General features: G+C 66.9%; 18 protein-coding genes. 4 read left to right on the top strand and 14 right to left on the bottom strand.

Features of this window, described 5'->3' with window-relative positions:
- Positions 1-6 precede the first annotated feature (6 nt).
- The 14 genes from ABE424_RS05950 to ABE424_RS05885 form a co-directional block, all read right to left on the bottom strand.
- Positions 7-1,242, bottom strand: coding sequence for a flagellin (locus tag ABE424_RS05950; protein ID WP_346492164.1), 1,236 nt, complete (start codon positions 1,240-1,242; stop codon positions 7-9).
- A 72-nt stretch (positions 1,243-1,314) separates the two neighbouring features.
- Complete coding sequence (locus ABE424_RS05945; RefSeq protein WP_346492165.1) at positions 1,315-2,547, bottom strand: flagellin; 1,233 nt, start codon at positions 2,545-2,547, stop codon at positions 1,315-1,317.
- A gap of 370 nt (positions 2,548-2,917) precedes the next feature.
- Entirely contained in the window at positions 2,918-4,120 is a 1,203-nt protein-coding gene (flgL, locus tag ABE424_RS05940) for a flagellar hook-associated protein FlgL (protein WP_346492166.1), read from the bottom strand.
- Entirely contained in the window at positions 4,117-5,997 is a 1,881-nt protein-coding gene (flgK, locus tag ABE424_RS05935; RefSeq protein ID WP_346492167.1) for a flagellar hook-associated protein FlgK, read from the bottom strand. The genes flgL and flgK overlap by 4 nt, the downstream gene beginning before the upstream one ends.
- Positions 5,998-6,005: 8 nt before the next feature.
- Complete coding sequence (gene flgJ, locus ABE424_RS05930) at positions 6,006-7,220, bottom strand: flagellar assembly peptidoglycan hydrolase FlgJ (RefSeq protein ID WP_346492168.1); 1,215 nt, start codon at positions 7,218-7,220, stop codon at positions 6,006-6,008.
- Position 7,221: 1 nt separating this feature from the next.
- Positions 7,222-8,340, bottom strand: coding sequence for a flagellar basal body P-ring protein FlgI (locus tag ABE424_RS05925; protein WP_346479159.1), 1,119 nt, complete (start codon positions 8,338-8,340; stop codon positions 7,222-7,224).
- Between the two features lie 43 nt (positions 8,341-8,383).
- Positions 8,384-9,076 (bottom strand): flagellar basal body L-ring protein FlgH, encoded by a 693-nt coding sequence (gene flgH / locus ABE424_RS05920; protein WP_176989016.1) that lies wholly within the window; start codon positions 9,074-9,076, stop codon positions 8,384-8,386.
- A gap of 22 nt (positions 9,077-9,098) precedes the next feature.
- Positions 9,099-9,884 carry a flagellar basal-body rod protein FlgG gene (gene flgG, locus ABE424_RS05915; RefSeq protein WP_102788470.1) on the bottom strand — a complete coding sequence of 262 codons (786 nt, stop codon included), beginning with the start codon at positions 9,882-9,884 and terminating at the stop codon, positions 9,099-9,101.
- Positions 9,885-9,988: 104 nt separating this feature from the next.
- Positions 9,989-10,744, bottom strand: a complete 756-nt coding sequence (locus ABE424_RS05910; RefSeq protein ID WP_176989015.1) for a flagellar basal body rod protein FlgF — start codon at positions 10,742-10,744, stop codon at positions 9,989-9,991.
- Between the two features lie 32 nt (positions 10,745-10,776).
- A complete protein-coding gene (gene flgE / locus ABE424_RS05905; RefSeq protein ID WP_346492169.1) occupies positions 10,777-12,000 on the bottom strand; it encodes a flagellar hook protein FlgE in 1,224 nt (407 codons plus the stop codon).
- 31 nt (positions 12,001-12,031) lie between these two features.
- On the bottom strand, positions 12,032-12,718 hold the full coding sequence (locus tag ABE424_RS05900) for a flagellar hook capping FlgD N-terminal domain-containing protein (protein WP_176989013.1): 687 nt from the start codon (positions 12,716-12,718) through the stop codon (positions 12,032-12,034).
- Positions 12,719-12,744: 26 nt separating this feature from the next.
- Positions 12,745-13,152, bottom strand: coding sequence for a flagellar basal body rod protein FlgC (gene flgC, locus ABE424_RS05895; RefSeq protein WP_088435081.1), 408 nt, complete (start codon positions 13,150-13,152; stop codon positions 12,745-12,747).
- A gap of 3 nt (positions 13,153-13,155) precedes the next feature.
- On the bottom strand, positions 13,156-13,551 hold the full coding sequence (flgB, locus tag ABE424_RS05890; protein ID WP_176989011.1) for a flagellar basal body rod protein FlgB: 396 nt from the start codon (positions 13,549-13,551) through the stop codon (positions 13,156-13,158).
- A 79-nt stretch (positions 13,552-13,630) separates the two neighbouring features.
- On the bottom strand, positions 13,631-14,575 hold the full coding sequence (locus tag ABE424_RS05885; protein ID WP_176989010.1) for a chemotaxis protein: 945 nt from the start codon (positions 14,573-14,575) through the stop codon (positions 13,631-13,633).
- Between the two features lie 105 nt (positions 14,576-14,680).
- On the opposite strand from ABE424_RS05885, the gene flgA reads away from it, so the two are divergent.
- The 4 genes from flgA to ABE424_RS05865 all read left to right on the top strand — a co-directional run bounded on the left by flgA (position 14,681) and on the right by ABE424_RS05865 (position 17,384).
- Positions 14,681-15,328, top strand: coding sequence for a flagellar basal body P-ring formation chaperone FlgA (gene flgA, locus ABE424_RS05880; protein WP_179458976.1), 648 nt, complete (start codon positions 14,681-14,683; stop codon positions 15,326-15,328).
- 109 nt (positions 15,329-15,437) lie between these two features.
- Positions 15,438-15,740, top strand: coding sequence for a flagellar biosynthesis anti-sigma factor FlgM (flgM, locus tag ABE424_RS05875; protein WP_319209369.1), 303 nt, complete (start codon positions 15,438-15,440; stop codon positions 15,738-15,740).
- Between the two features lie 2 nt (positions 15,741-15,742).
- A complete protein-coding gene (locus ABE424_RS05870; RefSeq protein ID WP_172407607.1) occupies positions 15,743-16,075 on the top strand; it encodes a flagellar protein FlgN in 333 nt (110 codons plus the stop codon).
- Positions 16,076-16,160: 85 nt separating this feature from the next.
- Positions 16,161-17,384: an ATP-binding protein gene (locus ABE424_RS05865; RefSeq protein ID WP_179458974.1), complete on the top strand. Its 1,224-nt coding sequence runs from the start codon at positions 16,161-16,163 to the stop codon at positions 17,382-17,384.
- The last annotated feature ends 37 nt before the right edge of the window (positions 17,385-17,421 follow it).

Genomic DNA, 17,421 nt, shown 5'->3' with positions numbered 1-17,421 from the left:
CGTGAATCAGCGCAGCAGGCTGAGCACGTTCTGCGGCACCTGGTTGGCCTGGGCCAGCATGGCCGTACCGGCCTGCTGCAGGATCTGGGTGCGGGTCAGTTCTGCGGTTTCCTTGGCGAAATCCGTGTCCTTGATGCGGCTGCGCGACGCGGACAGGTTTTCGGTCGAGGTCTGCAGGTTCGCAACCACCGAGGTGAAGCGGTTCTGGATCGCACCCAGGTCGGCGCGGGTGCTGTTGATCGATTCCAGGGCGTTGTCGACCAGCGACAGTGCCTTCTGGGCGCCGGCCACCGAGGAAATGTCCAGGTCGGCAACATTCTCGGTCGCGGAAGCGGTGCCGGTCACAGCGAAGGCCGCGGTACCCGCGTCGAACTCACCGGTGGTGTCGTTCCACGCGGCATGCGTCAGCGCCACGGTGCCGGCAGCGGTGGTGGTCGTGCCATCGGCCAGGTCACCGCCCGACTTCACCTGGGTCAAGGTGATTTCCTTGCCATCATCGCTGACGGTGGCGAGGACGCCGGTTTCGCCCAGCTTGGAGTTCACTGCGGTGACGGCGGCACGGTTGAAATCGGCTTCCGAACCACCGGCAGCGACTTCCACCTTGCCCAGGTCGATGGTGCTCACGCTGCCATCGGCGCCGGTGACGCTGACCGTGCCCGTGATCTGCGAGCGCGCGGTCGGCGGGGTGGCGCCGATCGACGCCATGGCCGCAGTCTTGAAGCTCGAATTGCCCAGCTTGTCGACGGTGGCGTCGACGACCTTGTCGATGGCGATCGCCTGACCGGCATTGGCGCCGACCTGGAACAGCTGGCTGGAGAACGAACCGTCCAGCAGCTTGGTGCCGTTGAACTCGGACTGCTTGGCGACGCGGTCGATTTCACTGACCAGCTGGGTCACTTCGGCCTGCAGGGCCTTGCGGTCGCTGGCGGAGTTGGTGGCGTTGGACGCCTGCACGGCCAGTTCGCGGACGCGCTGCAGGTTGTTGCCGATTTCGCTCAGCGAACCTTCGGCGACCTGGGCCAGCGAGATGCCGTCGTTGGCGTTGCGGATCGCCACGTCGGTACCGCGGATCTGGGTGCCGAAACGCTCGGAGATCGCCAGACCGGCGGCGTCGTCCTTGGCGCTGTTGATGCGCGAACCCGACGACAGGCGCTGGATGGTGGTGGCCAGGGAGCTGCCGCTGGTGCTCAGGTTACGCTGAGCATTCAACGACATCGTGTTGGTGTTGATGACTTGTGCCATGAGGAAGGGTCCTTGAGCAGTTGCACGTGAGTTGGGTTAGACGCCCCTGACGTGCTTCAGGAGCGGCTCATGTCAGCGCTGCAACAGGCTGAGCACGTTCTGGGGCACCTGGTTGGCCTGGGCCAGCATCGCGGTGCCGGCCTGCTGCAGGATCTGGGTACGGGTCAGTTCCGCCGTTTCCTTGGCGAAATCGGTGTCGCGGATGCGGCTGCGGGAGGCCGACAGGTTCTCCGAGGAGGTCTGCAGGTTGGCCACCACCGAGGTGAAGCGGTTCTGGATCGCGCCGAGGTCGGCGCGGACGCTGTTGACCGATTCCAGGGCCTTGTCGACGATTTCCAGGGCCTGCTGCGCGCCCTCGGCGGTGGTGACGTCCAGGTCCTTGACGAAGCTGCTGGTCACGCCGGTGAGGGTGCCGCCATCCGGATCCGCGGTATTCAGGCCCACGTTGGTGAAATCTCCCACCGGAGCCGGGACCGGATCCGTCGAGGTGGAGACCGGGCCGGCCGCGCCCAGCGCGAAACTCTGCCCGGCCTTGACCGAGGTCAGGCTGATCACGCCGTTGTCGACCGTCGCCATGACGCCGGTTTCGCCCAGCTTGCCGTTGATCGCGGCGGCCGTGGCCGCGGTGATCGATTCGCCGGCCTTGACCGTGATGTCGCCGATGTTGATCGGGGTCGCGGTACCACCGTCAGCGGTGACGACGACCTGCAGCTGCGAGAACACAGAGTCAGCCGTTGCCTTGTCGGCGGCAGCCAGGCTGGTGCCTTCATAGACATTGGCGAAGCTGGCGGCGCCGAGCGAGTCTGCCTTGGCATTGACCACGCTGTTGATGGCGATCGCCTGACCGGCATTGGCGCCGACCTGGAACAGCTGGCTGGTGAAGCTGCCGTCCAGCAGCTTGGTACCGTTGAAGTCCGCCTGCTTGGCGACGCGGTCGATTTCGCTGACCAGCTGGGTGACTTCCGCCTGCAGGGCCTTGCGATCGCTGGTGGAATTGGTGGCGTTGGACGCCTGCACGGCCAGTTCGCGGATACGCTGCAGGTTGTTGCCGACTTCGTTCAACGAACCTTCGGCGACCTGGGCCAGCGAGATACCGTCGTTTGCGTTGCGGATCGCGACATCGGTGCCGCGGATCTGGGTGCCGAAGCGCTCGGAAATCGCCAGGCCGGCGGCGTCGTCTTTTGCGCTGTTGATGCGCAGGCCCGACGACAGGCGCTGGATGGTGGTAGCGAGCGAGCTGCCGCTGGTGCTCAGGTTGCGCTGAGCGTTGAGCGACATCGTATTGGTGTTGATTACCTGTGCCATGGGTCGTCTCCCTTATTGGAATCCCGGTGGTGAATGGAACGAAGCGCCGCCGTTTATTTGTTTTTGGCTGTGTGCTTCGCTGTTGCCAAATCAATAACGGCGCTTTGTCAACAACCTTTAGGCGGAGATTCACGCGGATTTGCAGGGGCGGGGGAGGCGCCTGGCTTTCATGGGCCGCAGCGGGGCCGGGCGGGGCGTTTGGCCGCCGCAGGCCTGGAAATGCAGGGCAGGTCTCCCGCGGAGACCTGTGCCAAGGGCGTCCCGGCAGTGCCACGGGACGCCGGGCAGGGGGCGCGCCCGCCCCAGAACGAAAAAGGCCGCGATGCTCAGAGCATCGCGGCCTTCAGGCCAACCCAGGGTGCAGGAGCGGTCAGCGGATCATGTTGAACAGCGACATCGACTGCATCTGCGAGAACAGGGTCTGCGCCGCCTGCAGGGCGGTCTTCTCCAGCTGGTACTGGCTGAGCGCATCCGCATAGTCCAGGTCGCGCATCTGCGAGAGCGTGGTCTTGAGCGTGACGACGTTCGATTCGCGCATGTCGGACGCGTTGTCCAGCGCCTTGAGCTGGGCACCGCCGGCGGCGCGCGAGTCGATCATGCGCTCGGAGGCACGGGCCACGTCGCGCAGGCCGCTCTGCAGCAGGTTCTGCTGGGCCGCCTGCTGGGCGGGGGTGCCGGTATCCATCTTCAGTGCGCCGATCAGTGAATCCAGCGTGCCGAAGATGTCGCGGCTGGCGGCCGGGCTGACCTCGAAGGTGTCACCCGCTGCCGGCGCACCGTCGATATGCAGGCGCACCCCGTTGACCACCACGTCGTCGCCGGCTTTCAGGGTGCCGCTGGACACCACGTTGCCGCCGGCATCCAGCAGGTCGTAGGCATCGGCGGCGGTGAAGCGCACGCTGAAACCCTCGCCGTTCCAGCTGCCATCGCTGTCGCGGGTGACGTTGGTCAGCACGCCGCTGCCGGTGTTGCCAGCGCCAGCCTTGCCGTCCACATGCCCGTCGCCGGTGACGATGCGCATGAAGATCTCGCTGCCGGGCAGGGCATCCTGCACGTAGGTGTCCGGACCGACTTCGACCTGGCGCTGGTTCTGGTCGCCGTTGTAGACGACGCGACCATCGACCTGGCTGAACGGCGGGCTGCCATCATCCGTACCACCGAACAGATAGCGGCCGGTGCCGTCGGTACTGTTGGCCACCGCGAGCAGATTGCCGCGGATCGCCTCGATTTCCGTGACCAGGGACTGCTTGTCGGCCGCAGCCAGGCCTGGGTTGTTGGCGTAGATGGTCAGCTCGGTGATGCGGCCCATCATGTCGCCGACCTGGGCCAGCGCGTTTTCCTGCAGGCCGAGCCGGTTCTGCACGTTGCCGGCATTGAGCTGCATGCGGTCCAGCGAGGCCAGGGTACGGTCCAGGCCGACCGCGCTGCCGGCCGAGACCGGATCGTCCTTGGCCGAGACGATCTTGCTGCCGGTGGCGATCTGGCGCTCGAGGTGGCTCATCTTCGCCTGCGAGGCGAGCATCAGGGACACCGACTGATTGAACATCATCCCGGTGGAAATGCGGTTGTTCATCGCGAGACGGCTCCGAGGATGGTCTGGAACATGTTGTCGGCCGTGGAGATCAACTGCGAGGCGGCCTGGTAGGCCTGCTGCAGGCGGAGCATGTCCGAGGCCTCTTCATCCAGGTTCACGCCGGAGATCGAGTCGCGTGCGGCCTGGGCCTGGTCGGTGATCACCTGCTGTGCCTGCAGGGAATACTCAGCGGAACGGGCGGCCGCGCCGACCTGGGTGGTCAGGCCGCCCAGCGCGCCACTGAGCGTGACCGTGCCGTCATTGAAGGTCTTGGCCTGCTCGACCTTGGCCAGCAGCAGGGCGTTGCTGTTGTCCGAGGAGCCGGCCGGGGTCGGCCCGATGTTGAAGGTGTCGCCCAGCTTGGGCGCGCCATCCAGGACGAAGCTCCAGCCGTTCGCGGTGATGGTCTGGCCGGCGGTGTAGGTGTTCGGGCCGACCCCGTTGATGGTGTATTCGGTGGCACTGGTGAACACGATCGCCGCCGGAGTGCGAAGCGCGGCGTTGTCGGGATCGGTCACCTTGACGCCGGTCAGCTTGCCGCTGCCGGTGTTGGCCATCGCGGCGGTGCCCTTGATCGGTGCGGCGGCGGCGATGCGGGAGGTGTCGGTGATCGCCACTTCCATGCCGCCGGCCACGCCTGCGGTGGGCTGCAGCAGGAAGCGGTCATCCTTGGCCGGGGTGCCGCTCATGACCAGCGAGACGCCGTTGAGGACCAGCGGGTCGGCCGCCGTGCCGCTGCCGGTCATCGGAATGCTGGCGCCGGTGTCGGCGCGGGTGGCCTGCCACTGGGTGCCATCGAACTTCATCACGATGTTCTGGCCGTCCAGCTTGGACAGATCACCGAAGCTGGCACTCATGCTGGCCGTGCCGGTGTTGGCGCTGTTGGCGGTGATGCGCGGGTTGCCGATGGTGAAGAAGTCACCGCCCATGTTGCCGTACAGATCCGCGCCCTGGCGGTGGACATCGTTGAAGCTGCTGGCCATGCCGATCGCCAGCTTGCCCAGCTCGGCCTGGGCCGGGGTCAGCACCGTGTCGCGGAACTCCAGCAGGCCGCCGATCTGGCCGCCGAGCGTCTTGCCCTCGATGGTGATCTTCTGGCCCTGGCTCTCCAGCGCCAGCTGCAGCCGCTCGGGCTGGTAGGGGTCGGTCACGGTGGTGACCTTGGAGGCCGTCGTGCCGACCACCAGCGCCTGGCCACCGGCGGTGTAGACGTTCATCAGCCCGCCGTCCTGCATCACCGCGGTGCCGCCGGTGTAGCCGACGAGATTGGCGATCAGCTGGTCGCGGCGGTCGAGCAGGTCCGGTGCGGCGGTCGCCGCATTGCCGCCGATCGCGCCGTTTAGCTGGGCGATTTCCTGGGCCAGCCGGTTGATCTCGGTGGCACCGGCGATCAGGCCGTTGTTGACCTCGCCGTTGAGGTTGTTGAGCTGGGTATTGAGCTGCTGGAAGCGGCTGGCCAGGGTCTTGCCGCTGTCCAGCATGTTCTGCCGGTCGGCGCTGCCGGAGGCATTGGAGGAGAGCCCGCTGACCGAATCGAAGAAGTTCGACCAGACCCCGGCGACGTTGGTGGCTTTGTCCGAGAACATTGCATCGACACGGTCGGCCATGGTGGAGAGCTGCTTCAGGCGCGCCAGTTCGCCGCTGCCATCGAGCAGCCGCGAGATCGCCAGCTGATCGGCGACGCGGCGGACATCGGTGATGCGGGTGCCATTGCCCACGTCGCCGTACCCGTAGTTCTGCGGGTCGGCCGTGGCGAAGTCCACCTTCTGCCGGCTGTAACCCGGCGTTTTGATGTTGGCGACGTTATGGCTGGTGGTCGCCAGCGCCCGCTGGAAGGCGAGCAGGGCGCTGGTGCCGGTGGAGAGTACGCTGGACATGGATTACCTCAACGACGGATGACACCCAGCCCGGTCGGGCTGGCGGTGCTGGCAAAAGTGCGGCCCAGGCGCTGGCCGGCATCGCTCACCGCCGCGACGGCGCGCTCGATGGTCGGGCCGCCGGCGATCGCGGCGATCTTGGCTGCGTAGGTCGGGTCGGTGGCATAGCCGGCGCGCTGCAACCCTTGGGCGAAGCTGCGCACGTCGCTGCCGGCCTGCAGGGCATTCTGGTAACGCGGGCTGGTTTTCAGCAGGCGCACGTAGTCGGCGAAGCTCTCGCCCACCGAGTTGTAGGCGCGGAAGCTCGCGGTTTCGTTGCGGCGCACGCCGTTGACGTACTCGTGGGTGCCGCTGGTGGCGCGCTCGCCCTGCCAGCCATTGGCCTTGATCCCGAACAGGTTGTGCGAACTGTCGCCACCACTGCGGCGGACCAGCTTGCGGCCCCAGCCGGTTTCCAGTGCGGCCTGGGCGACCAGTGCCTTGGCATCCACGCCCAGTTCGCGCGCGGCCTGCTGGGCGTGACCCCAGATGCTGGCGACGAAGCCGGCCGGGGTATGCGGACCGAGTTCGGCGGCCGCGGTGGAGGCGGCCAGGTTGTCGACCGCACTGGGACCGGCCGCCGCGGTGCGGTTGACGCCGCTCCAGCGGTCATCGGCCATCGCCCAGTCGGCCGCGGCCGGATCGGTTTCCGTGACCGCCGCGTACGGATCATTGCGGCCGATGGCCTCATGCATCTGGCTGCTCTCCCGGCCGGCAATCAGGTCCAGGGCGCGTTCCATCGGCTGCAGCACGGCGGAAGGCTCGCCGCCACCCAGCTGCTGCAGCAGATCGACCTCGCGCGGCACCGACGGCGCGGCGCTGGCCGGCAGCGGCATGGCCGCGGCGGGTGCATTGAGGCGGTAGGCGCGCAGGGCGGCGGCCGGGTTGAGCGTGGTGTCGACCGGCTTGGCCGCGTCGCCTTCGGCGCCGCCCAACTGGCGCGCGATCATGCTCGACAGGCCGAGGCCACGGCCGCGGGTCATCGCGTCGGCGATCTTCTGGTCGTACATCTCGCGGAACATGGTGTTTTCGCCGGGGAACAGCGAATCGCCGAAGCTCGCCTCGCGCATGCTCTTGATCAGCATCTGCGCGAACTGGCCCTCCAGCTGGCGGGCGACCTTGTCGACCTTGGCCGGGCTGTTGGGCTGGGCGGGATTGAGTTCCAGGGCCGGTTGGATGCGCATATCAGATCACCTCGAGTTCGGCGCTGAGCGCGCCGGCCTGCTTGAGGGCTTCCAGGATGGCGATCAGATCGCCCGGGGCGGCGCCCACGGCATTCACCGCGTGCACGATTTCATCCAGGGTGGTGCCGCCGTTGAACTTGAACATGCGGCTGCCATCGTTGGTCGCGGTGATGGTCGACTGTGGCGTGACCGCCGTCTGGCCACCGCTGAACGCACCCGGCTGGCTGACGTTGAGGTTCTCGTTGATGGTCACCGTCAGCGAGCCGTGCGAGATCGCGGCCGCGCCGACGCGCACCTGCGAACCGATGACCACGGTGCCGGTCCGCGAGTTGACCACCACCTTGGCCGGCGCGCTGCCGGGCGTGAGCTCCAGGTTTTCGATACGGGCCAGCAGACCGATGCGGGCGCCCGGATCGGACGGCGACTGCACCGACACGGTGACGCCATCGATGGCGCGCGCAGCACCGTCGCCAAAGGCATTGTTCAACGCCGCCACCATCCGCGAGACCGTGGTGAAGTCGTTCTTGTGCAGGTTCAGGGTGATGTCGCCGCCGCCGCTGAACACATCCGGCAGGGCGCGCTCCACGGTGGCGCCGTTGGGAATGCGGCCGACGCTGGGCACGTTGACCGAGACCCGCGAGCCATCCTTGCCCTGCACGCCGAAGCCGCCGACGATCAGGTTGCCTTGTGCGATGGCATAGACCTGCCCGTCGGCACCGCGCAGCGGCGCCATCAGCAGCGAGCCACCGCGCAGCGAGACCGCGTTGCCCACCGATGAGACGGTGATGTCGATCGGCTGGCCCGGTTTGGCGAAGGGCGGCAGTTCGGCGTGGATGGCCACGGCCGCCACGTTCTTCAGCTGTGGATTGACGTTGGCCGGCACATTGACGCCCAGTTCGCCGAGCAGGTTCTTCAGGCTCTGCACGGTGAAGGGCGCCTGGCTGGTGCGGTCGCCGCTGCCATCCAGGCCGACCACCAGGCCGTACCCGACCAGCGCGTTGCCGCGCACGCCGCCGACCTGGGCGAGATCCTTGATGCGCTCGGCGGAAGCAGGCGCAGCCAGCGCGAACACGGCCAGCAGCGCCAGCACCGCCCGCGTCGTGTTGTAGCGCGACACCATGCGTCGCTGCCCGAACAGGGAGAGGAAGAAAGTCATGTCAGGCTCAGTACGGCGACAACGCCGAGTTGAAGAAGCGGCTCAACCAGCCCATCGCATTGGATTGGGCGATCGCGCCGCGGCCGCCGTAGACGATGCGGGCATCGGCAACACGGCTGGAGGGAATGGTGTTGTCCGGGAAGATGTCCGCCGCACGCACGATGCCCTGCACCTGCACCAGCTCATCGCCACGGTTCAGGCGCAGGTTCTTGGCGCCCTGCACGACGAGGTTGCCGTTGGGCAGGCGCTGGATCACGGTGACGGTCACGCTGCCCTGCAGGCGGTTGCTCTGCGCGCTGGTGCCCTTGCCGGTGAAATCGCGCGAACCGGCGGCGCTGGCGCTGAGGATGTCCTTGCCGCCCAGCGTCACCGGTGCACCGAAGATCGTCGGCGTGCCGATGCTCAGCTCCGACTCTTTCGAGGTGGAGGTGTTGGCGGTGGTCTGCGCGGTGGTGTTCTCGGTCAGGGTGATCGTGAGCAGGTCACCGACATCGCGTGCGCGACGGTCCGAGTACAGCTGCAGGCCCGGGCCGGCGGCGTAGATCGCGCCGGCCGTGGCCTGGGCCGACGGCGGCATGACCGGTTCGACCGGGGCCATGGCCGGGTAGGGACGCACATCGCCGGCGATCACGCAGCCACTCAAGGTGGCGACGATGACGGCGGCGGCGAGCAGGCGGAGGGTAGGGGCAAGACGCGACATGGCAGGTTCCCGGGTCGACCGATCAGACGTTCTGGTTGAGATAGCCGAGCATCGCGTCGGTGGTGGAGATCGCCTTGGCGTTCATTTCGTAGGCGCGCTGGGTTTCGATCATCGAGACCAGCTCTTCCACCACGTTGACGTTGCTGCCTTCCAGCGCGCCCTGCACCACGGTGCCCAGGCCGTTGAGGCCGGGATTGCCGTTCTGCGCGGGGCCGGAGGCGGTGGTTTCCAGGAACAGGTTTTCACCACGGGCCTGCAGGCCGGCCGGATTGACGAAGTCGGTCAGGGTCAACGCGCCGATTTCCACCGAGGCGGCGTCATCGGCCATCTTCACGCTGATGGTGCCGTCGGTGCCGATGGTGAGCGACTGGGCGCCTTCGGGAATCTGGATGCCCGGCTGCACCGGGTAGCCGCTGTTGGTGACCAGCTCGCCATCCTGGTTGCGCTGGAACGAGCCATCGCGCGTGTACGCCGAGGAACCGTCCGGCATCTGTACTTCAAAGAAGCCGCGGCCATTGACCATCACATCCAGCGCGCGGCCGGTCTGCTGCTGGCTGCCCTGCTCGAAATTCTTGGAGGTGGCCACCACGCGCACACCGGTACCCAGCTGCAGGCCCGAGGGAAGCTGGGTCTGCGCCGACGAGGCACCGCCCGGCTGACGGACCTGCTGGTACAGCAGGTCTTCGAAGCTGGCACGGTCCTGCTTGAAACCGGTGGTGTTGGTGTTGGCGAGGTTGTTGGAAACCACCGACATGCGCGTCTGCTGCGCATCCAGTCCGGTCTTGGCGATCCACAATGCCTGGTTCATGGCGTCATTCCTGTGTTGTAGCGGATGGCCGCGTGGTGCGGCCCTTGCGAAGGGCAATGCATGGCGCGTGCCACAACTGCGCCGGGATTACGTCACCGGGGCGATCAGCTGCCGAGGCGCAGCAGGCTGTTGGCGCTGCGGGCGTTGTCGTCGCCGTGCTTGATCACCTTCACCTGCATTTCGTACTGGCGCTGCAGCTGGATCATCTGCACCAGCGCACCGGCCGCATCGACGTTGCTGCCTTCCAGCTGGCCGCTTTCCAGCGACTTGCCCTGGGCCTGCACGAACGCCTGCTGCGGGTCGGTGTTGCGCATCAGCCCGTCCAGGCCGCGCTCCAGCCGCGCATCCTCGGCCTGCACCACGCGGATGCGGCCGATGTTGGCCATCGTCTGCGGGCCTTCGCCCAGCGGAATGATCGAGATCGTGCCGTCGTTGCCGATGTCCATTGCCTGGTGCGGCGGGATCGCAATCGGGTTGCTGTTCTCATCCAGGACCGGATGGCCGCCGGCGGTCACCAGCTGGCCATTGGGCGTGATCGAGAGGGCCGCACCGCGGGTATACGCCTCGCCGCCATTGGCGCCGGGCGCCTGCACGGCCAGCCAGTTGCCGGCCTGCAGGGACAGATCCAGCGGGTTGCCGGTGATCTGCTGGGCGCCCATGCGCCGGTTGAAGCCGGCGTCCACGTGCAGGGCATCCACGCGCGAGGCGTAGCCGGTCCCCTTGATCGGGAAGGCCTCGGTATTGGCGAGCGCCTCCTTGAAGCCGGGGGTGTCGGTGTTGGCCAGGTTGTGCGACAGCGTGCCCTGCGCCTGCAGGGACGCACGTGCACCGGTCATCGCGACGTAGAGTGCCTTGTCCATCGGTGTTTTCCCGTGTTGCGGTCAGTGGCTCATCAACGCAGGTTGATGATGGTCTGGGTGATCTGGTCCTGCGTGGAGACCATCTGCGAGTTGGCCTGGAAGTTGCGCTGGGCGGTGATCATGTTGACCAGCTGCTCGGTCAGGTCGACCGTCGAGGCTTCCAGCGAACCGGCCTGGATCTTGCCCAGGTTGGAGCTGTCCGGCGAACCGGTGCGCGGCGTGCCGGAGGCGAAGCTCTCGGTCCACAGGTTGTTGCCCTTGGCTTCCAGGCCCTGCGCGTTGTTGAAGGTGGTCAGCGCGACCTGGCCCAGCGGCTTGTCGTCGCCGTTGGAGTAGCGCGCGTAGACGATGCCTTCTTCGGAGACGGTGATCTCGTTGAGCTTGCCCGCCGCGTAGCCGTCCTGCTGGGTGTTGCGCAGCGCGAACTTCTCGCCGTACTGGGTCGAGCCACTCAGGTTCAGCGACATCGACAGCACGCCGGCGCCGGTGGTCGGGGTGAACGGATCCATCACGATCTGGCCGTTGGCCGGGCTGGTCAGTGCGCCGCCGTCGGAGAACTGCAGCGTGGTCGGGGTACCGGCCGCCTTGCCGTCCACATAGTTGTAGACCTGCCACTCGTTCGGGTTCTCGGTCTTCACGAAGTAGGAGGTCTGGGTGTGGCTCACGCCCAGCGAGTCATACACGGTGATGCCGCCGGTGGAGTGGTTGTAGCTGTTGGAATCGGTCGGGTCGAAGGTGTCGACCGTCGGTTCCTTGGCGTTGGCCGGCAGGGTGAAGCTGACATCGACCTTGCCGGTCTGCTTGGGCGGGCTGTCGGTGGTCAGCAGCTGCAGGTCGGTCAGGCGGCCGGCATCGAAGTTGGTGCCGTCGGCGTTGGGCGCGAACACCTGCAGGCGCGCACCCTGCGGGTTGGTCACATAACCGGCCTGGTCGGTCTGGAAGTTGCCGGCACGCGAGTACACGCGCGAGCCGTTCATGTTCAGGGTGAAGAAGCCCTCACCGGAAATGGCCATGTCCAGGCTGCGCCCGGTCTGTTCGTTGTTGCCCTGCGAGAACTGCTGGGCGACGTTGGTCAGACGCACGCCCGAGCCGACCGCATTCTTGGACAGGCCGTAGCTGGTGGCCGAGAACAGATCGGCGAACTCGGCGCGCGACTGCTTGAAGCCGGTGGTGTTGACGTTGGCGATGTTGTTCGCGGTGACGCTCAGATCGGCATTGGCTGCGTTGATGCCGGACAACGAGACGTTGAAGCCCATGGGATGCTCCTGTGGATGCGGGTGGGGCGGCTCAGCTGATGCGGAGCACGTAGTCGATCGGGGCCGTGCCCAGACCCTTGAGGTTGAGGTACAGGCCGTCCGTGCCGACCGTGACGCTCTCCACCGGGGCCTGCACGTAGGTGTTGAGCTTGGTCTTGGTGCCGGCGGTATCGGTGTGCGAGGCCGCGATGGTGTAGGTGCCTTCGGCCATGCGGTTGCCGTTGGCATCCTTGCCGTCCCAGTCGAAGGTGACTTCGCCGGAGGCCTTGGCTTCCACGCTGATCTGGTTGACCTTGACGCCGTTGGCGTCGGTGATGTCCACCGTCACGAAGCCGGCGCCGGGCGCGGCGACCATGCCGGTGACATCGCCTTCCTTCTCCAGCGCGAGCTTCTCCGACGGCACCAGCACTTCGTGGCCGACCAGGGCCGCGCCGCGCAGGATCTGGTCGCTGGACATCGAATCCTGGAAGCCCTTGACCGTGTTGTTGAGGTCGGTGATGCCCTGGACCTGCGACAGCTGCGCCATCTGCGCGACCATCTGGGTGTTGTCCATCGGCTTGAGCGGATCCTGGTGGCGCAGCTGCTCGGTCATCAGGCGCATGAAATCGGCCTGGTCCAGGGTGCTCTTCTTCTTGCTGGTATCGCTGTTGGGTGCGTTCAGGCCCAGCGCGGTGTAGATGTCGCTGCTGTTCTGGCCAACGCCGTTGGTGCTGCTCATGGGAGTGGATTCCTGCGGTAAGAGGGTCAGCGACCCATGGTCAGCGTGGCCAGCGCCAGTTCCTTGGCGGTGGTCAGCATTTCCACGCCCGCCTGGTAATTGCGCGAGGTCGAGATCAGGTTGACCATCTGCGCGACCGGGTCCACGTCGGGCTGGTAGATGTAGCCGTCGGCATCGGCCAGCGGGTGGCCGGGCTCGTAGCGCTGGATCGGCGCGGCGTTGCTCTGGCTGATCTCCTTGACCTGCACCGTGGTGATGTTCGGGTCGGTGCGGCTGGTCACCGACTGGAAGATCGGCTCCAGCGGCTTGTAGACCGCATCGGCCGAGCCGGCGACGGTGTCGGCGTTGGAGAGGTTGGAGGCGATGGTGCTCATGCGCACGGACTGCGCCTGCAGCGCGGAGCCGGCGATATCGAAGATGGGCAGGTTGCTCATGGCTTATTGCCCCGTGATCGCGGTGAGCATGGAGCGCACCTTGGATTCGACGAAGCTCAGCGAAGCGCGGTATTCCAGCGCGGCGCGGCCGTAGGCGGCACGTTCGGCATCCGGGTCGACGGTGTTGCCGTCGATGCTCGGCTGCACGCCGTCCTTGGCGATCTGGAACGGGTTCAACCCGCCGCCGATCTCATAGTGCTTCTCGCTGGTGGTCTTCATCAGACCATTGGCATCCAGTCCCTGGGCATTGCGCAGGGCGGCATCGAAGTCCAGGTCCTGGGCCTTGTACCCGGGGGTGTCGGCATTGCTCAGGTTGCTGGCGATCAGCTTCATCCGCTGCTCGCGCAACGGCATGGCCTGGGCATGGACACCCAGATAGTTCGAAATCAGATTGGGCATGACGCACTCCCACGGGACGATGCCTGGGGCAGTGCAAGCGGCGTGCCATAGGGGCGGCGGGCCGGTCCGCGGCGGCGTGTTACGCCGCCATCGCCACCTTGCGCAGGCGGTCCAGCAGGAAGTCGGCCAGCTCATGCGGGGAGTACTTGGCCACGAAGGCGTTCGCCCCGACCCGCTCGACCATCGCGTTGTTGAACACGCCCGACAGGGAGGTGTGCAGCAGCACGTACAGGCCGGCCAGGCCCGGGTGACGCCGGATTTCCGTCGTCAGCGTGTAGCCATCCATCGCCGGCATCTCGATATCGGAGATGACCATGGCGTAGCGCTCGGCGGGGTTTTCGCCCGACGCGTGGATCTGCAGCAGATGGTCCAGCGCCTGCTTGCCGTCCGAGAGCAGGGTCGCCCCGACCCCCAGCTGGTCGAGCACGCTGCGGATCTGCTGGCGGGCCACGCGCGAGTCGTCCACTACCAGCACCTGCATCGGCGGGGCATCGGCGGGCAGGGCCATGGAGGGGTCCAGCACCGCCTCGCCGCGGATCTCGGCGATGTCGGCCAGCACGCTTTCCACGTCGATCACCTGGATCAGTTCGCCCTGGAAGCGGGTGACCGCGGTCAGGTAGCTCGATTCAGCGCCCAGCTCCGGCGGCGGATGGATGTCCTCCACCGCGATGTTGACGATGCGTTCCACACCGCTGACCAGGAATCCCTGGATCGAGCGGTTGAACTCGGTCACCACCAGGTAGCCCGGCGCCTTGTCGGCATCGGGCTCACGCTCGGGGTGGCCGATCGCCAGGCCCAGGTCCAGCACCGGCACCGAACGGCCACGTACATCGGCCACACCGGCGAACTGGCTGGGCAGCCCGGGGACCTGGAACAGGCCCGGACGGCGCAGGACTTCCTGCACCTTGAAGACATTCACGCCAAAAAGCTGACGTCCACCCAGCCGGAACAGCAGCAGGGCCAGACGATTGTGGCCGGCCAGTCGCGTACGCTGGTCGATGCGGTTGAGCAGGTCATGGGACATGGGCTTGGTATCGGCGGCGGTGGCGATGACTTGAGCGCGGCGTGCGCGCCGGTTCGGCATGCGGCTTGCATCGTGCTGCGCATGTTCCTTGCCCCTGGAGTGCCCATGCGTTCTCTTGTCTTTGCCGCACTGCTGCTGGCGGCACCCGCCTGGGCCGCCGGTGGCTGGCAGCCGGTGGACAGCATCCGCCAGGCGGCGCTGGGCACCTTGCCGGCCGGCAGTGAAGGCGACACTACGCTGGACTCGGCCTTGCGCCTGCCCGCCTGTGGCCAGCCGCTGGCAGCCCAGCCGACCGGCACCAGCACCGTGGAGGTCAGCTGCCCCGATGCGGGCGGCTGGCGCCTGTTCGTGCCGGTAAAGGTGCGCCGCAACCAGACCGTGCTCATTCTCAACCGGGGCGTGGCCGCTGGAGAAACCCTGTCAGCGGCCGATATCACTACCGGCCAGCGTGATGCGGCCCGGATCGCCGGTGCTGCGTTGGCCGATCCGGCCGCCGCCGTCGGCCGCGTGGCACGCAGGACCCTGAGCGCCGGCAGCCTGCTCTCGGCCAATGACCTGGTCGCGCAGCGGCTGGTGCGCCGGGGCGACAGTGTCGCGCTGGTGTCGCGGCGGGGCGGGGTGGAGGTCCGGGTCGCCGGACGCGCCATGGCCGATGCCGGCGAGAACGAGCGGGTCTCGGTCGAGAACCTTTCCTCGCGCAAGATCGTGCAGGGCACCGTCGCGGCCAGTGGTGACGTTTTAGTGACGCGCTGAACACGAGTGTGAATACGGGCCACATTTCCCGTAAAACCTGCAATATTCCCCTAAAGATGGCGCCCGACCGGCCGTTATCCCTTGTGAACCGCATTCCCAGGACAACTCCATGAGCCAGAAAATCGACGGCAACCTGCAGGCCACCGCCCATCTGCGCAGCGTCGCTCCGGGCACCAAGCCGAGCGTCAGCACCGATGCACCGGCCCGCCCGGTGGAAGCCGCTGACAGCCTGCGCCTGACCGGCGAAGCCACCAGCCTGCAGGCGATGCAGCGCGAACTGTCCACCGCCCCGGCGATCGACGCGGCCCGTGTCCAGGCCGTGCGCGATTCGCTGCAGAACGGCACCTACAAGATCAACCCCGACGCGATCGCGTCGCGCATGCTTGAGCTGGACCAGCAGCTGCAGGGATGAAGCTGGCGATGAGCGAGCCGCTGCAGCGCCTCAGCGATGCCCTGGACGTCGAACGCCAGGCATTGGTCGAGCATGACGTGCAGGCCCTGATCCGCGCGACCGGCGCCAAGCTGGAGGCCCTGCGGGCCCTCGAGGCGGCCCTGCCGCTCGGCCAGGCCGAGCGCGTGCAGGAGCTGGCCGAGCGCAACCGCGCCAACGGCGTGCTGCTCTCGCGGCGCCGCCGCGAGGTCAACTGGGCGCTGCGCCAGCTCGGCCGCAGCGAAGATGCGGCGGCGTACGATGCCAAGGGCCAGTCGCACACGCTCAACACCCGGCGGCCGCTCGCGGTCGCCTGATCTCCCCCGTCTGGCGGCCCCGTGCTGCCGATGTGAACGTCACCGCGTATATTGAGCGCCTGTTTCCTGCTGCCTCGATGTGACCGTGACCGTAACTTCCGCCCTTGTCACCGCGCCGTTGCCTCCGCATCCGGTCCTGCTTGCCCTGTTCGAACGGATCAAGGAGGGCGTGCTGCTGTTCCGCGAGGATGGCAGCGTGGCCCTGGCCAACGCCGCGGTCAGCGAAATCCTCGGCCAGGACGAACGCGACGCCGAGCTGACCCCGGCGCAATGGCTGCGCCAACTGCTGCCGCCCGACGCGCTGGAACAGGCGCGCCTCAACGGCCACTGGAACGGCAGCCTGCCGGTTGGCGAGCGGATGGTCATCGCGCATGTCTACCATCACGACGATGGCGGCCAGCGGCATTACCTGGCGCTGTTCCGGCGCATCGAAGGCCAGGAAGACTACGAGCGCGAGCTGCAGCAGCGCCATGCCGAGCTGCGCCAGGCCTACCTGCGCCTCAACGGCACCCAGGAAAAACTGCTGCAGTCGGAGAAAATGGCCTCGATCGGCCAGCTCGCCGCCGGCGTGGCGCACGAGATCAACAACCCGATCGGTTACGTGCACTCCAACCTGGGCAGCCTGCAGGAGTACCTGCGCAGCCTGTTCACCGTGATCGAAGCCTACGAGCGGGCCCTGCGTGCGCCGGACCCGAAGGCGCTGATCCCGGAAATCGACGACATCCGCCAGCGCTTCGACATCGACTTCATCAGCCGCGACCTGCCGCAGCTGATGGCCGAATCGCGCGAGGGCATCGAGCGGGTGACGCGCATCGTTCGCGACCTGAAGGACTTCTCGTACTCCGGCCGCGATGAATCGTGGAAGCTGGTCGACCTGCATGCGGGCCTGGAATCCACGATCAACATCATCTGGAACGAGCTCAAGTACAAGGTGACCCTGCACCGCGAGTTCGGCCAGTTGCCACTGGTGGAGTGCCTGCCGTCCGAGTTGAACCAGGTCTACATGAACCTGCTGCTCAACGCCGGCCACGCCATCGCCGATCGCGGCACGATCAACGTGCGCACCGGGGTGGACGGCGACACGGTCTGGGTGGAGTTCGAAGATACCGGCGGCGGCATCTCGCCGGACCTGCGCCAGCGCATCTTCGATCCGTTCTTCACCACCAAGCCGGTCGGCAGCGGCACCGGCCTGGGCCTGTCGATCTCCTACAGCATCATCAACAAGCACCACGGCCGCATCGACCTGGACAGCACGCCGGGCGTGGGTTCACGGTTCCGGCTGGTGCTGCCGATCAAGCAGCCGCGCTGATCGGACACGGGTAGTGCCGGCCGCTGGCCGGCTCCTC

The organism is Stenotrophomonas sp. TWI1149, from assembly GCF_039673155.1.
In the GTDB taxonomy this organism is placed as follows: Bacteria; Pseudomonadota; Gammaproteobacteria; order Xanthomonadales; family Xanthomonadaceae; genus Stenotrophomonas; species Stenotrophomonas maltophilia_AA.
The sequence above is the reverse complement of the archived record's forward strand: the minus strand, read 5'-3'. Positions and strand labels throughout refer to the sequence as shown.

Excerpts from the sequence above, each read along its gene's own strand:
- ABE424_RS05885 (WP_176989010.1), bottom strand. The coding sequence starts at position 14,575 with ATGTCCCATGACCTGCTCAACCGCATCGACCAGCGTACGCGACTGGCC.
- ABE424_RS05950 (WP_346492164.1), bottom strand. The coding sequence starts at position 1,242 with ATGGCACAAGTCATCAACACCAACACGATGTCGTTGAATGCTCAGCGT.
- flgH (WP_176989016.1), bottom strand. The coding sequence starts at position 9,076 with ATGTCGCGTCTTGCCCCTACCCTCCGCCTGCTCGCCGCCGCCGTCATC.
- ABE424_RS05945 (WP_346492165.1), bottom strand. The coding sequence starts at position 2,547 with ATGGCACAGGTAATCAACACCAATACGATGTCGCTCAACGCTCAGCGC.
- ABE424_RS05900 (WP_176989013.1), bottom strand. The coding sequence starts at position 12,718 with ATGAGCAGCACCAACGGCGTTGGCCAGAACAGCAGCGACATCTACACC.
- flgG (WP_102788470.1), bottom strand. The coding sequence starts at position 9,884 with ATGAACCAGGCATTGTGGATCGCCAAGACCGGACTGGATGCGCAGCAG.
- ABE424_RS05910 (WP_176989015.1), bottom strand. The coding sequence starts at position 10,744 with ATGGACAAGGCACTCTACGTCGCGATGACCGGTGCACGTGCGTCCCTG.
- flgB (WP_176989011.1), bottom strand. The coding sequence starts at position 13,551 with ATGCCCAATCTGATTTCGAACTATCTGGGTGTCCATGCCCAGGCCATG.
- flgK (WP_346492167.1), bottom strand. The coding sequence starts at position 5,997 with ATGTCCAGCGTACTCTCCACCGGCACCAGCGCCCTGCTCGCCTTCCAG.
- flgJ (WP_346492168.1), bottom strand. The coding sequence starts at position 7,220 with ATGCGCATCCAACCGGCCCTGGAACTCAATCCCGCCCAGCCCAACAGC.
- ABE424_RS05925 (WP_346479159.1), bottom strand. The coding sequence starts at position 8,340 with ATGGTGTCGCGCTACAACACGACGCGGGCGGTGCTGGCGCTGCTGGCC.
- flgA (WP_179458976.1), top strand. The coding sequence starts at position 14,681 with ATGCGTTCTCTTGTCTTTGCCGCACTGCTGCTGGCGGCACCCGCCTGG.
- flgE (WP_346492169.1), bottom strand. The coding sequence starts at position 12,000 with ATGGGCTTCAACGTCTCGTTGTCCGGCATCAACGCAGCCAATGCCGAT.
- flgM (WP_319209369.1), top strand. The coding sequence starts at position 15,438 with ATGAGCCAGAAAATCGACGGCAACCTGCAGGCCACCGCCCATCTGCGC.
- flgC (WP_088435081.1), bottom strand. The coding sequence starts at position 13,152 with ATGAGCAACCTGCCCATCTTCGATATCGCCGGCTCCGCGCTGCAGGCG.
- flgL (WP_346492166.1), bottom strand. The coding sequence starts at position 4,120 with ATGAACAACCGCATTTCCACCGGGATGATGTTCAATCAGTCGGTGTCC.